At 70.6% G+C, this 13,457-nt stretch carries 12 protein-coding genes; 5 read left to right on the plus strand and 7 right to left on the minus strand.

The window, feature by feature from the left end:
• The first annotated feature begins 131 nt into the window (after nt 1-131).
• The 3 genes from AC07NS_RS01715 to AC07NS_RS01725 all read left to right on the plus strand — a co-directional run bounded on the left by AC07NS_RS01715 (nt 132) and on the right by AC07NS_RS01725 (nt 3,542).
• The gene (locus tag AC07NS_RS01715) at nt 132-1,079 is read left to right on the plus strand and encodes a peptidylprolyl isomerase (RefSeq protein WP_494601003.1); all 948 of its coding nucleotides are present in this window, start codon (nt 132-134) and stop codon (nt 1,077-1,079) included.
• A 302-nt stretch (nt 1,080-1,381) separates the two neighbouring features.
• Nucleotides 1,382-2,593, plus strand: coding sequence for a bifunctional glutamate N-acetyltransferase/amino-acid acetyltransferase ArgJ (gene argJ, locus AC07NS_RS01720; RefSeq protein ID WP_110133309.1), 1,212 nt, complete (start codon nt 1,382-1,384; stop codon nt 2,591-2,593).
• A gap of 262 nt (nt 2,594-2,855) precedes the next feature.
• Nucleotides 2,856-3,542 (plus strand): type 1 glutamine amidotransferase domain-containing protein, encoded by a 687-nt coding sequence (locus AC07NS_RS01725; RefSeq protein WP_494601005.1) that lies wholly within the window; start codon nt 2,856-2,858, stop codon nt 3,540-3,542.
• An 81-nt stretch (nt 3,543-3,623) separates the two neighbouring features.
• On the opposite strand, the gene AC07NS_RS01730 is transcribed toward AC07NS_RS01725, so the two are convergent.
• The 7 genes from AC07NS_RS01730 to AC07NS_RS01760 all read right to left on the minus strand — a co-directional run bounded on the left by AC07NS_RS01730 (nt 3,624) and on the right by AC07NS_RS01760 (nt 11,399).
• Entirely contained in the window at nt 3,624-4,634 is a 1,011-nt protein-coding gene (locus tag AC07NS_RS01730) for a radical SAM protein (protein ID WP_494601007.1), read from the minus strand.
• A 62-nt stretch (nt 4,635-4,696) separates the two neighbouring features.
• On the minus strand, nt 4,697-6,088 hold the full coding sequence (locus AC07NS_RS01735) for a nicotinate phosphoribosyltransferase (protein WP_494601008.1): 1,392 nt from the start codon (nt 6,086-6,088) through the stop codon (nt 4,697-4,699).
• A 76-nt stretch (nt 6,089-6,164) separates the two neighbouring features.
• A complete protein-coding gene (locus tag AC07NS_RS01740; RefSeq protein WP_494601010.1) occupies nt 6,165-7,217 on the minus strand; it encodes a bifunctional nicotinamide-nucleotide adenylyltransferase/Nudix hydroxylase in 1,053 nt (350 codons plus the stop codon).
• A 111-nt stretch (nt 7,218-7,328) separates the two neighbouring features.
• A complete protein-coding gene (locus AC07NS_RS01745) occupies nt 7,329-7,811 on the minus strand; it encodes a hypothetical protein (protein ID WP_494601011.1) in 483 nt (160 codons plus the stop codon).
• 60 nt (nt 7,812-7,871) lie between these two features.
• Nucleotides 7,872-8,921, minus strand: a complete 1,050-nt coding sequence (locus AC07NS_RS01750; protein ID WP_494601012.1) for an HpcH/HpaI aldolase/citrate lyase family protein — start codon at nt 8,919-8,921, stop codon at nt 7,872-7,874.
• A gap of 252 nt (nt 8,922-9,173) precedes the next feature.
• Nucleotides 9,174-10,193: a mechanosensitive ion channel family protein gene (locus AC07NS_RS01755; protein ID WP_494601013.1), complete on the minus strand. Its 1,020-nt coding sequence runs from the start codon at nt 10,191-10,193 to the stop codon at nt 9,174-9,176.
• A 207-nt stretch (nt 10,194-10,400) separates the two neighbouring features.
• On the minus strand, nt 10,401-11,399 hold the full coding sequence (locus AC07NS_RS01760) for an aldo/keto reductase (RefSeq protein ID WP_494601014.1): 999 nt from the start codon (nt 11,397-11,399) through the stop codon (nt 10,401-10,403).
• 119 nt (nt 11,400-11,518) lie between these two features.
• On the opposite strand from AC07NS_RS01760, the gene AC07NS_RS01765 reads away from it, so the two are divergent.
• The gene (locus AC07NS_RS01765; protein WP_494601015.1) at nt 11,519-12,406 is read left to right on the plus strand and encodes a LysR family transcriptional regulator; all 888 of its coding nucleotides are present in this window, start codon (nt 11,519-11,521) and stop codon (nt 12,404-12,406) included.
• Nucleotides 12,407-12,411: 5 nt separating this feature from the next.
• Nucleotides 12,412-13,419, plus strand: a complete 1,008-nt coding sequence (locus AC07NS_RS01770; protein WP_494601016.1) for a hypothetical protein — start codon at nt 12,412-12,414, stop codon at nt 13,417-13,419.
• Nucleotides 13,420-13,457: the final 38 nt, after the last annotated feature.

Here is a 13,457-nt window from a genome sequence, read left to right on the forward strand (position 1 = left end):
CTCGGCGCGAAGTTTAGACCCCAAGGCCGCCGAAACGGCTTCCCCTTTGGCCTGACGCGCTCTAGAGCGCTTTTCTTGAGTTCAGCGGAGAACCGCGTCCGATGCACCCCGTCCGCCCCCGTCGTCCATTGATGCTCGCCGCTGTTCTCGGCCTGGCGCTGCTGGTCGCCGCCTGCGGCCGCGGCGGGGTCGACGAGCGCCCGCCCGAGCCGGGCGACACGGCCGTGGCGCGGGTCGACGGCCACGCGGTCTGGGCCTCCGACGTCAAGCGCGAGGCGGTGGCCCAGGGCCTGATCGGCGAAGGCGAGCCGCTCGACGTCTCGTCCGACCTCTTCCGCCGCGTGCTCGACGAGGTGGTGGACCAGAAGCTGCTGGCCGCCGAGGCCATGCAGCGCAAGCTCGACAAGGACCCCGTGGCCCAGCGCCGCCTGGCCGCCGCCCGCGAACGCATCCTGGGCGACATGCTGGTCGAGGGCATGGTCGAGAAGGCCGTCACCGAAGACAACATCCGCGGCCTCTACGCTGAGCAGCAGAAGCTGGCCAAGCAGTCCGAAGAGATCCGCGCCCGCCAGATCCTGGTGCCCAGCCAGGCCGAAGCCGAAAGCGTCAAGAAGCTGCTGGCCACCGGCGCCTCTTTCGACGCCCTGGCCATGGAGCGTTCGAAAGACGAGGCCACCCGCTTCAAGGGCGGCGACCTCGGCTACTTCACCGTCGACGTCATGCCCGAGGCCTATGCCGGCGCCCTGAAGGACGCCAAGGCCGGTGACCTGATCGGTCCGTTCCACTCCGACGGCCAGTGGGTGGTGCTGCGCGTCGAGGACAAGCGCCTCGAAGCCCCGCTCAGCCTGGAAGAGGCCCGCCCCCAGATCGTGCGCTTCCTGACCTACGACCAGGTCCGCGACCTGCTGGAGAAGCTGCGCTCCGGCGCCAAGGTGGAGATGCTGGTCGGCAAGGGCCAGGATGTCCCCGGCGCGCCGCAGGAACCGGCCTCCGCTCCGGCCGGCGCCGCCGCCCCCGTTTCCGACCTCGACAGCGCGCCGCCCGCCTCGGCGCCCGCCCAGACCCCGGCAAAGAAATGACCCGCAAGCCCACCACGACCTCGACCGACAAGGCCGCCCCGAAGTCCAAGGCCAAGACCGCCGCGCCGAAAACCGTCGAGAAGGCGCCCGCCGCCGCCAGTCCGGCCGAGATCGTCGGCCAGGTCGGCGCCAGCGTCGGCCATGCGCTGGACCGCGCCCTCGATCCGCTGGCCTCGGCCCTGAAGCGCGCCGGCCTGCGCCGCGCCCAGAAGTCGGCCGGCGAGACCCCGGCCCCGACCGCCGCGCCCGCGACGCCCGCCGCCGCGCCGGGCAAGCCGGGCCTGGCCGTCTCGCCGCTGGTCGTGCCGTTCCCGACCATCCCGCCGATCGCCGGCGTCGAGATAGCCACCGGCCGCGCCGGCTTCTACAAGCACGAGCGTCCCGACCTCTTGCTGATGCGCTTCGCCGAGGGCACCTCGGGCGCCGGCGTCTTCACCCGCCACGGCGTCGGCTCGGCCCCGGTCGACTGGTGCAAGCGACAGCTGGCCGCCAGCGGCGGCGCCGACGTGCGCGCCCTGGTGGTCAACGCCGGCTGCGCCAACAGCTTCACCGGCAAGCCCGGCGCCGACGCCGTGCGCCGCGTGGCCACGGCCGTGGGCAAGCGCTTCGACTGCCGCCAGCGCGACGTGATGATGGCCTCGACCGGCGTCATCGGCGTCATCCTCGACGACAGCAAGATCACCTCCAACCTGCGCGAGGTCGAAACCCGCCTGACGCCGGACGGCTGGGCCGCCGCCGCCTCGGCGATCATGACCACCGACACCTTCCCGAAGGGCGCCTACGCCACGGCGGTGATCGACGGTCACGAGGTGAAGATCGCCGGCATCGCCAAGGGCTCGGGCATGATCGCGCCGGACATGGCCACCATGCTGGCCTTCGTCGCCACCGACGCGGCCATCGCCCCGGCCGCCCTGCAAACCCTGGTGTCGCTCTACACCCGCACCACCTTCAACTGCGTGACGGTGGACGGCGACCGCTCGACCAACGACACGCTCCTGTTGTTCGCCACCGGCCAGTCGGGCGCGCCCAAGATCAGCCGCCCCGGCGACAAGCGCCTGGCCGACTTCCGGGAGAAGCTGGAAGGCGTGCTGCTGGATCTGGCCCTGCAACTGGTCCGCGACGGCGAGGGCGCCACCAAGTTCGTCAAGATCACCGTCAACGGCGCCGAAAGCCCGCTGTCGGCCCGCAAGATCGCCCGCACCATCGCCGAGAGCCCGCTGGTCAAGACCGCCTTCGCCGGCGAGGACGCCAACTGGGGCCGGATCGTCATGGCCGTCGGCCGCGCCGACGAGCCGGTCAACCGCGAGAAGATCAGCGTCAAGTTCGGCGACCTCTTCGCCGCCCGCGACGGTCTGGTCTCGGCCGAGTACGACGAGGCGGCCATGAGCGCCTACATGAAGCACCAGGAACTCGAGGTCACCGTCGAGGTCGGCGTCGGCAAGGGATCCTCCACCGTCTGGACCTGCGACCTGACCAAGCAGTACGTGGCCATCAACGGGGATTATCGGTCGTAGGCTCACCTCTACCGACCTGACCCCATCCCCCACCGTAAAACCCCCGCGAAAGCGGGGGCCCAGGCGTTTTCTGAAACGCGCCGCCCTCCACGATAAAAAGCCTGGGTCCCCGCTTTCGCGGGGATTTTACGGAAGGGGTAAGGCGTGAGCCTGAAGTCCCTCTTCACCGCGCGCCGCGATCATGGCGGCGGCCGGCGCCCGCCCATCCTATATGCGGCAAGATCGACGCCCCCGACCGATCTTCGCAGCAGAGAAGCGCGCCATGAAAATCCTGATCGTCCTCACCTCGCACGACACCCTCGGCGACACCGGCAAGAAGACCGGGTTCTGGCTGGAAGAGCTCGCCGCGCCCTACTACGTGTTCAAGGACGCCGGCGCCGAGATCGTCCTGGCCTCGCCCAAGGGCGGGCAGCCGCCGCTCGATCCCAAGAGCGACCTGCCGGACTTCCAGACCGACATGACCCGCCGCTTCCAGGCCGACGAGGCCGCGCTGGAAGCCCTCGCCAAGACCGTTCCGCTGGACGCCGTCGACGCCGCCGATTTCGACGCGGTCTTCTATCCCGGCGGCCACGGACCGCTGTGGGACCTGGCGGAGTCGCCCGCCTCGATCGCCCTGATCGAAGCCTTCGACCGCGCCGGCAAGCCCCAGGCCCTGGTCTGCCACGCACCGGGCGCCCTGCGCCACGTCAAGGCCGCCGACGGCCGCCCGCTCGTGGCCGGGCGTAAGGTCACCGGCTTCACCAACGGCGAGGAAGACGCCGTCGAGCTGACCGACATAGTGCCGTTCCTGGTCGAGGACATGCTGAAGGCGAACGGGGGCCTCTACGAGAAAGGCCCGGACTGGTCGCCCTACGTCGTCGAGGACGGCGACCTGATCACCGGGCAGAACCCCGCCAGCAGCGACGCCGTCGCCCATGCCCTGGTCAAGCGCCTGGCGGCCAAGGCCTGAGCTTGTCTCCACCGTAAAGCCCCCCGCGAAAGCGGGGGTACTGCGGAGAAGGCTGATCAGCGGGCCGAGCGCCAAGCCGCATCAGGCCTCGGCGCCGGTCGGCTCGAACTTGGCGAACTGCTGGGTACTGGGGCAGTCGGCGCAGTCGCGCGAGGGCATGCGCCGTTGCAGGTCGCGCAGCCGCTCCGGCAGCGCCTCCAGGTCCGCCGGCTCGCGAAGCTGGTCGACGGACAGCGCGAAATGCTGCGGCGTGAAGCTGCACGGCGCGATGCGGCCGGCCTCGTCGATGAACAGGAAGCGCTCGGCGACCCGGCAGTCGTCGATCGGCAGCGGCCGGCCCGCCACGGTGTCGGCGATCCGCGCGACATAGGACGCTCCGCCGACCAAGCTCGCGCCGAGACCCGCCAGTTCGGCGCGCAGCCCCGGCAGCAGCGCGGCCAGGAACGTCACGTCGTCCGGACGAAGGCGATGGTCGGGGAAGAACTCGGGACGATCGCGACCGCCCATCTGGTTGAAGCTGATCTCGTCGACGCCCCAGCCGGCCAGGGTCCGGCACAGCGCCTCGAAGTCGGCAATGTTGTCGCGCATCAGCACCACGTTGGCGCGAACCTTGAGCGCGGCGCCGGCCGCGTCACGGTCGGCCACGAGCGCGGGCACGTAGCGCGAGAGCTTGTCGAACGCCCCCGGCCAGCCGCGCATCCGGTCATGGAAGGCGGCCGGACCGTCGATGCTGACCGTCACCTCGCGATAGCGCCGCACCAGTTCGTCACGGACCCGGGGCGAGCCGAGCCTCGTGCGGTTGGTGGTCAGGCTCAGTTCCAGCCCCTGGTCGACGGCGCGGGCGCTGAGCGCCGACAGCGGCTCCCAGAGCAGGGGCTCGCCCCCAAGCCAGCTGAGCAGGACGGAACGGCCCTGCGCCCGACGCCAGTCGCCGAGCAGGTCGATGACCCGCTCCACCTGGGCCGGATCGACGGCGTGCCTGGGTCCGCCCACCCGCTTGTCGTAGGCGCAGAACGGGCAGGACAGGTTGCAGGCGTCGAAGACCCGCCACAGGACGATCAGGCGGCGGTCGGTCTCGGCGGCGTACGTCACGTTGAACCTCCTGATCGAGCAGACTTGCGAGCCTCAGCCGCAGCGGCCGCAGCGCGGAGCGGTTAAGCCGCCTCACTCCGCGCCCGCACCTGCGCCAGCGTGTGATCCACCAGCAGTTCCCCGTTCTCCCACACCGTGACCATGGCGTCGGTCCAGCCGGCTTCCACCGCCTCGTCCTCGCCGACGGCCGCCGTTCGGAACTCGCCCGCCGCATTGCGCTGGAGCATCAGCCGCCCGGCCTTGGAGCGCTTGCCGGGGTCGGTGACCGGGTTCTTGCTGACGTCGATCCACACCCCGTCGACCTTGGCCGCCGAGCACTTCAGGGCGAAGCGCTGGGTGTCGCGGTCGAGCTGTTGCAGCAGGCCGCCGCCCATGCCGAAGGCCAGGTTCTCGGCGCTGAAGCCGTCGGCGATCACCCGCTCCAGGATGGCCGCGATGCTGACCGGATTGATCCCGTCGCCCTGGATCACCCGCACATGGTTCAGCACCTTGTAGCCCTTGGCGTTGATCGTGCTGCCGAAGGCCTCGTCGAGGCGCTTCAGGGTCTCGGCGACGATAGTCACCGGGTCGCCGGAGTCGGGTCGCACCACCAGGGTCGCGCCGCTGGCGATCACCTCGTCGCGCAGTTCCTGGCCCCAGATCCGGCTGACGGCGTCGAACAGGTCGTAGCTGTCGGACACCACCGAGAACAACGCGCCGGGCTTGCCGAAGCTTTTCAGCATGTTGCGATAGGCGTCAGCCTCGTGGGCGCGGCCCCAGCTGGTGATCGTGCTGTGCTCGGCGGCGGGGATGGAAAAGGCGGCCATCGGCTCGTTGTACCAGGCGCGCCCGGCCTGCACGGCGCTCAGGGTGTCGCTGCCCAGGAAGTTGACGAGGTGCGCCAGCCCCCCGATCGCGGCGCTCTCCCGGCTGGAGACGCCCCGCGCCCCGAAGTCGTGCAGCTTGAACGGCAGCTGGCCGGCCGGGTCGTCGCAGGTCTTTTCCAGGGCCGCGCGCAGCGTCTGCTTGACGCCCCAGCTGGTGGTGGCGACGGTCACTGGATACCAGACCCGCAGCAGCAGGGTCTCCAGGTAAGACGGCAGCCAGAAGCACTCCGGGTCGGTGTTCTCGATGGTCATCAGCGCCTGGTGCGTCGGCACCACCGCGCCCTCAGGCACGGCGCGGATGCGCACCGGCAGGCGGCCGCCGTGCACGTCGACGATCCGCCGCCAGCCGGCCTCGTTGAAGGGCTCGCCGTGCGCGGCCAGCAGCTGCGCCGCCTCGTCGACCATGGCGTGGGTCACCGGCGCGGCCAGCGCCGTCTTCAGGATCGCCTGCAGGCCGAAGAAGACCGTGCGGTCGTAGCGCCCGCCGCGGCTCTCCACATAGGAGAAGGCGCCGGTGGTCCCAGGCGGATATTGCAGCCAGTGGCTGGCCTTGTAGCTGTCGGTGTCGAGGATCAGGTTGTCGAACATCGCGGAAGCTCCTTCGCGCGGGGTGTGACCGTCTCGTCTCTCAAGGCGGGTTTTGGCGGGGCGGGTTTGGCGCTCGTCAGGCGGCGCCGACGAAGTGTTCGAGGATGTGGAAGTGGTCCTCGAAGAACTGCTCCTCCATCAGCAGCGCCTCGCTGACGGGAACCCAGCGCGCCTGCTCGGCGTCGTCGGAGCCCTTCACGCGCGGCAGCGGACCGGCGGGGAAGTCGAAATGGAATGCGTGGGTGATCGTGCGTCCGCGCAGCGAGCGGTCGGGGTGGTCGAACACCCGGGCGGCCTTGATCGAGCCACGCAACACGGCCGGCGGGATCTTCACCTTCGTCTCCTCATGCAGCTCGCGGATAGCGGCGGCCTGCACGGTCTCGCCCTGGTTCACGAAGCCGCCCGGCAGGGCCCACAGCCCCTTGCCCGGCTCGGCCCGGCGGCGCACCAGCAGCACGTGGCCGGAATGGACGACCACCGCGTCGGCGGTGACGAAGGTCGGCGGATAGGGCGCGGCGGCCCAGGCCTGGCGATAGGTCTTGATGAAGGCGTGCTCGCGGGCCAGCTGGGCGTAGGCGGGCGAGCCGTCGCGGAACGCGCCCAGCATCTCGAACACCGGCCCGGGCACATTGGCCTCGACCAGCCGCAGGCCCCCAGCCTCGCCGGTGAACAGCCAGTCGCGCAGCTCGGTGGCCGACAGCACGTCGGCGTGCTGCACGTCGACCAGTTCCCATTGCGGAAAGGCGGCCAGATAGGTCGCGGTGGCGTCATCCTTGTTGCGGCCGATCAGGCCGACTTTCACGTCCTCTGGCGCGCCCTCGTCCGCGCCGTCCCTGGCCACGGCCTCGGCGACGATGCGCTGCACGTCGCCGACCCACAGGGTGTCGCCATAGAGGCGGTCGCGCAGCGGTTCGACGATCAGGCGGGCGGCGTCGTCCCCGGCGGCGGCGCGGATCATTACGGCCCGTTCGGCGGCGTTGAAGGGATTGCGGATGGTGCGGGGCTGGCCGGCGCTGCCGGTCAGAACGATCACCTTGCGCGCCAGGCGCATGGCGTGCCGCAACACGGCGGCGTGGCCGTTGTGGAACGGCTGAAAGCGTCCGATCAGGACCAGATAGTCGAAGCGCATGAGACTCCCTCACGCCGATGTCCGCCGCCGGTCTATCCGGCGACATGGGTTATGCTAACTTTGAGCAAAAGGTGGTGTCAACCCGGACGTGCGGGGCTCGCGCAAAGCGGCTCAGCGCCGCGCGGCCAGCAGCTTGCGGGCCAGAACCACGGCGGCCTCCTGGCCGGTGGCGATATATTCGGGCGGGGCGCGCATGCCGCCGCACACGATCTGCGACAAGATCGCGTAGCCGCCCTCGCCGACCGGCCTGGCGGGTTCCTGCGGCATGGTCAGGATCACCTTGCCGGCGGCGTTGTAGACCGAGGTTCCGAGCTCCTGGTAGGTCCGGGCCTGGCAGTCGATGCGGCGGCGCCAGACAATCTTCACCCCCAGGTCGCCCGCCACCTCCATGCCCGGATCGTGCACGTCCAGCCCGACCGCCTCGATCACGTCGCCGTCGCGCTTGTAGTCCGTCGCGACGAACGAGACGCTGGTCGGTCCGCCGGACGCCACCATCAGTTCGCCGGTCGGCAGGGCCGGTCCCTGCGCCAGGGCCGGGGTGGCGAGCGCCAGCGCGGCGACGGCGATCGAAAGGTTCAGGGCGGTCTTGGTCATGGTCGTCCCGGCAGCGAAGCTTGGCCGCGCAATCTCCGGGCGATCGGCGCGACTGTAAACCTAGAACCCGTAGAGCGCCGCGTATTCCGCGTCCTTGGCCGCGATCTGCTTGGCGCAGTCGACCATCACCTTGGCCTGTTTCCAGGTGGCGTCGTCCTGCATCTTGCCGTCGATCATCGCCACGCCCGAGCCGTCGGGCATGGCCTCCAGAATCCGCTTGGCGAAGGCCACCTCGGCGGGGTCGGGGCTGAAGACCTGCTTGGCGATGGCGATCTGGCTGGGGTGCAGGCTCCAGGCCCCGGCGCAGCCCATCAGGAAGGCGTTGCGGAACTGCTGCTCGCAGGCGACCGGATCGTCGATCGCCCCGAACGGACCGTAGAACGGCTTGATCCCGTGGGCCGCGCAGGCGTCGACCATCTTGGCGAAGGTGTAGTGCCAGAGATCCTGCTGCACGCTGGCGCGGGGTGAACCATCCGTATGCGGATCTTCGACCACCCGATAGCCCGGATGCCCGCCGCCGACCCGCGTGGTCTTCATCGCCCGGCTGGCGGCGAGATCCGCCGGCCCCAGCGAGATCCCCTGCATGCGCGGGCTGGCGCCGGCGATCTGCTCGACGTTCATCACCCCCTCGGCCGTCTCGAGGATGGCGTGCAACAGGATCGGCCGGGTCACCCCGTGCTTGGCCTCCAGCGAGGCCAAGAGCTGGTCGATATAGAAGATGTCCCACGGTCCCTCGACCTTGGGCACCATGATCACGTCGATCTTGTCGCCCGCCTTCTCGACCAGGGTCGCCACCTCGTCCAGGTGCCAGGGCGAGTTGAGGCAGTTGATCCGCACCCACAGGCCCACGCCCAGGGCCTTGAAGTCGACCTCGCGCGACAGGGCGATCGTCCCCGCCAGGGCCGCGCCCTTGGCGTCGGCGGGGATGGCGTCCTCCAGATTGGCCAGGATCACGTCGACCGTGGAGGCGATCTCGCCGACCTTGGCCCGCACCTTCTCCAGGTGCGGCGGCACGAAGTGGATCATCCGCTCGACGCGGGCGGGCAGCTCGCGCCACGGCGCCGGCGCGCCGATGGCCAGGGGTTTGAAGAAGCCTCGGGCGGTCTTCATGCGCGTCTTCCCTGTGTTCTTATTTCGCAGTTGCGAGAAGACTGCGGCGCGGGCGCGAGGGGGTCAAGGGCGACGCGGGGGAAGGCCCCCCTTCCCTTTCTCCAAACTCCCGTCATTCCCGCCCTTGTGGCGGGAACCCCTGGCTCCGCTGCACGTGAGACGCCAGCGGACTGCTTGGCAGTCCGCCCCATCTGCCCTTGCGGCTGACAGAGGGTTTCCCGCCACAAGGGCGGGAATGACGGGAGGATAGGATCAGGACGAAGGCGTCCTCGGCGGCGGCGCCTCGTCCGGATCCTCGCGGCCCAGCTCGTCGGCGGCGTCGTTCTGCGAGACGTGGGTCGCCGCCTTGCCCCTGGCCTTGCGGGCCGCGCGCGGTTCCAGCCGCAGGGCCGCCCGCGCGTCTTCGCCCTCCTCGCCAAACAGCCCCCGCAGCCGCACGTCGCGCTGCGGATAGGGGATCTCGATGCCGGCGCCGCGCAGGGCGTCGTCGATGGCCCAGGTATAGGCCGCGAAGATCGCCGCCGGCCGGCGCACGGCCTCAACCGTCGGCCAGACGATCAGCTCGAACTTCAGGGCGTGCTCGCCATAGCCGACCAGCCACACCTGGGTGCGGCGCACGGCGTCGTCGGCGCTGGTGAAGAGCACGCTGCGGGCCGCCTTCAGCACCGCCTCGCGCACCGTCTCCTTGTCCACCCCGAAGGCGGTGACGAAGGGCACGCGGATGCGGCGGGTGGTGTTGCGCAGGGTCCAGTTGATCACCTGGTCGTTGACCAGCACCGAGTTGGGCACGATCACGTCCGTGGCGTCGTTGGTGCGGATCCGCGTGGCGCGCGGCCCGATCTCGTGCACCACCCCGCGCGAGCCGTTCGACAGCTCGACGAAATCGCCCACCGCGATCAGCCGTTCGAACACCAGGCTGACGCCCGAGGCGAAGTCCTTGATCACCCCCTGCAGGCCAAGCCCTACGCCCACCCCGACCGCGCCTGCGAACACCGTCAGCGAGGTCAGGTCGATGCCCATGGTCGACAGGCCCGCCAGCAGGCCGACCACCACCAGGCCGTAGGTCGTCAGCTTCTCGACCACATAGAGCGACGAGGCGTTGTCGGCCGCCCGCGCCCGCAAGCGCCTAAGGCCCGCCGCCGCCAGCCGCGCGGCCAGCAGAGCCGTGATGACGATGACGATCCCGGCCCCCAAGCCCCCCACCGTGATCGCCGACTTGCCGAGCTTGACCAGCTCCAGGGCGTCCAGGCGTTGCAGGGGATTGTCGGTCATGGGGGCGAGTTTGAGCGCGGGCGGCAGTCATCTTCAAGCCCCTCTCCCCTTGCGGGAGAGGGTGGCCTCCGAAGGAGGTCGGGTGAGGGGTCGCACCCACGCAAACGCCGCGACAGCCGGTCAGCCGCCGCGGCGTTCAAGGTCTGAGAGACCCCTCATCCGTCGGCTGGCGCCGACACCTTCTCCCGCAAGGGGAGAAGGACGAGCTTATCTGCCCACCATCGCCAACCCAGCTTCCGCATACCGCTCGCCTTCGACCGCCGTCTCCGGCACCGCCGCGGCGATCCTGGCCAGGTCGTCGGCGCTCAGCGTCACGTCCACCGCGCCGATGTTTTCCTCCAGCCGCGCAGCCTTGGTCGTGCCCGGGATCGGCGCGATGTCGGGCCCTTGCGCCAGCAGCCAGGCCAGGGCCAGCTGCGCCGGCGTCACGCCCTTCTCGCCGGCCAGTTCGACCAGCGCCTCGACCAGCGACTGGTTCTTGGCGATCGCCTCGCCCTGGAAGCGCGGCAGGGTCGAGCGGAAGTCGTCCTTGCCGAAGCCGTCGCCGGCCTTGATCGCGCCGGTCAGGAAGCCCCTGCCCAGCGGACTGTAGGGCACCAGGCCGATACCCAGCTCGCGAATGGTCGGCAGCACCTGGGCTTCGATCCCGCGCGTCCACAACGAATACTCGCTCTGCAGCGCCGCCACCGGCTGCACCGCATGGGCCTTGCGGATCGTCGCCGCGCCGGCTTCCGACAGGCCGAAGTGCTTGACCTTGCCCTCGGCGATCAGGTCCCTGACCGTCCCGGCCACGTCCTCGATCGGCACGCCAGGATCGACGCGGTGCTGGTAGAAGAGGTCGATCGCCTCGACGTCCAGGCGCTTGAGCGAAGCCTCGGCCACGGCGCGGATGTTGTCGGGCCGCGAATTGACGCCCTTCATGCGCACGGTCCCGGACTCGTCGGGGCCGATGTCGAAGCCGAACTTGGTGGCGATCACCACCTTGTCGCGGAAGGGCTTCAGGCCTTCGCCGACCAGTTCCTCGTTGACATAGGGGCCATAGACCTCGGCGGTGTCGAAGAAGGTGACGCCCAGGTCCACCGCCTTGGCCATCAGGTCGAACATCGCCTGCTTGTCGGGCGCGGGGCCATAGGCCCAGCTCATGCCCATGCAGCCGAGACCGAGGGCGGAGACCTCCAGGCCGTCGCCGAGTTTGCGCGTCTTCATGGGCAGCTCCTTGTGCGAAATGGGGGCGCGGACGTCGCCGCGACGGCAGGGAGATGGGCCTTGGCGGGCGAAACGATAACCGCTTGCGGTCTCAACGCACTCCTGAGCATCTCTCAGCAATGTCGACCCGCCCCCTGCCCGACCTCGCCGTCTTCGCCCTGGTGGCCGAGCGCCGCAGCTTCCGCGCCGCCGCCCAGGCCCTGGGGGTGACGGCCTCCGCCCTCAGCCACGCGATCCGCAATCTGGAGACCCGGCTGGACGTGCGGCTGCTCAACCGCACCACCCGCAGCGTCGCCCCCACCGAGGCGGGCGAGCGGCTTCTCGCCAGGCTCGGTCCCGCCCTGGCCGACATCGACGCCGCGCTCGACGAGATCGCCCAGTTCCGCGACCGCCCCGCGGGCCGTCTGCGCATCAACATCGCCACCACCGCGGCCCGCATGCTGCTGGCCCCGCGCATCGGCGGCTTCATGAACGCCTATCCCGACGTGCGGGTCGAGATCGTCTGCGAGGACGCCCTGTCCGACATCGTCGCCGGCGGCTTCGACTGCGGCGTGCGGCTGGGCGAGCGGCTGCAGGCCGACATGATCGCCATCCCGCTCAGCGGCGAGCTTTCCCAGGCCCTGGTCGCCACGCCCGACTACATTGAGCGACACGGCGCCCCCAAGGAGCCGGAAGACCTGATGAGCGGCCACCGCTGCCTGCTGGTGCGCCGCGCCTCGGGCGCGCCCTATCCGTGGGAGTTCGAGCGCAAGGGCCGCCTCGTCGTCGTCACCCCGCCCGGCGTGCTGCTCACCGACAACGGCGCGGTGCTGCTGGAGGCCTGCAAGGGCGGAGCAGGCCTGGCCTTCCCGTTCCGCGAGGCCGTCGCCGACGACATCGCCGCCGGACGCCTGGTGTCGCTGCTGGAAGACTGGTGCGAGCCCTTCCCCGGCTTCTTCCTCTACTATCCCAGCCGCCGCCAGCTCTCGCCGGCCCTGCGGGCCTTCATCGACTGGATGCGGTTCTGAGCGGCATGGACTGGTTCGAACGCCTTACCGGCTTCCCCGAAGAAGCTTATGCCGCCACCCAGGCCCGCCTGCGCGTGGAGGACGGCCGCCTGGCCTCCGACGCGACCGACCGCACCTGGGGGATCGGCACGCTGGAGCTGCCCTCTCTGGCGGAATTGCGCACCCGCGCGGCGGCCGCCCCGCTTCCCGGCCGGCTCCGGGTCGAGGTCGTGCGCGGCGACGCCCGCGCCCTGCACAATCGCGCCGACGCCGCCGGCGGCCTGTTCCAGGTCGCCTCGCAGTTCAACCTGCTGGAGATGGTCGATCCGGGCGTCAGCCCCGAGGACGGCGTCGCGCGCTACGCCTGGGACCCGACCCAGGGGCCGGCCTGCGCCATCGCCGCCGGCGCGGCCACCATCTACCGCAACTACCTAGCCCCGGTCGGCGGCCGGCCGGGCCAGAGCCGCGAGCGCCAGTTCGACGGCCTGGCCGACCTTGGCCCGCGCCTGTCCGACCTGACCGGACGTCCCCTCGACGCCCTCTGGAAGATGCGCAACGGCTACGCCCTGCTCGACGACGCGGGCCTGGACGCCATCGCCGCCGTGCTGGCCTATCTCGACGAGCCCGAGCGCGACGCCCTGCGGGCAGCCTTGCGCATCGGCCTGGTCTGGGACGCCGAGGTCACCGACGCGCCCGAAACGCCCGGCCAGACCGTTTCCCAGGCCTTCTGCTCGGCCCTGCCGATCGCCTACGCGCCGGTCACCAAGGCCCTGGCCGCGCCCTTCGCCACGCTCGTCCTGGAAGCCGCCTACGAGGCGACCCTGCTGGCCGCCGTGCTCAACGCCGCGCGCGGCCACCGAGTGGTCTGGCTCACCCGCCTGGGCGGCGGGGCGTTCGGCAACGCGACCGCCTGGATCGACGCGGCCATCGTCCGCGCCCTCGAGACCGTCCGCGACCAGGCGCTCGACGTGCGGATCGTCAGCTACGCCGCGCCCGACCAGGCGCTGCTCGACCTGGCCGACCGCTACGCCTGAGGCCCGGGAGCGCGGCCCGGAGCGCGGCAAGGTTTACG

The organism is Caulobacter sp. GW821-FHT10A10, from assembly GCF_059415745.1.

Bases quoted from the DNA above. Each gene is read 5' to 3' on its own strand.
- AC07NS_RS01740 (WP_494601010.1), bottom strand. From the start codon at position 7,217: ATGCGCTTCGACTATCTGGTCCTGATCGGACGCTTTCAGCCGTTCCAC.
- AC07NS_RS01765 (WP_494601015.1), top strand. From the start codon at position 11,519: ATGTCGACCCGCCCCCTGCCCGACCTCGCCGTCTTCGCCCTGGTGGCC.
- AC07NS_RS01725 (WP_494601005.1), top strand. From the start codon at position 2,856: ATGAAAATCCTGATCGTCCTCACCTCGCACGACACCCTCGGCGACACC.
- AC07NS_RS01750 (WP_494601012.1), bottom strand. From the start codon at position 8,921: ATGAAGACCGCCCGAGGCTTCTTCAAACCCCTGGCCATCGGCGCGCCG.
- AC07NS_RS01735 (WP_494601008.1), bottom strand. From the start codon at position 6,088: ATGTTCGACAACCTGATCCTCGACACCGACAGCTACAAGGCCAGCCAC.
- AC07NS_RS01760 (WP_494601014.1), bottom strand. From the start codon at position 11,399: ATGAAGACGCGCAAACTCGGCGACGGCCTGGAGGTCTCCGCCCTCGGT.
- AC07NS_RS01770 (WP_494601016.1), top strand. From the start codon at position 12,412: ATGGACTGGTTCGAACGCCTTACCGGCTTCCCCGAAGAAGCTTATGCC.
- AC07NS_RS01715 (WP_494601003.1), top strand. From the start codon at position 132: ATGCTCGCCGCTGTTCTCGGCCTGGCGCTGCTGGTCGCCGCCTGCGGC.
- AC07NS_RS01745 (WP_494601011.1), bottom strand. From the start codon at position 7,811: ATGACCAAGACCGCCCTGAACCTTTCGATCGCCGTCGCCGCGCTGGCG.
- AC07NS_RS01755 (WP_494601013.1), bottom strand. From the start codon at position 10,193: ATGACCGACAATCCCCTGCAACGCCTGGACGCCCTGGAGCTGGTCAAG.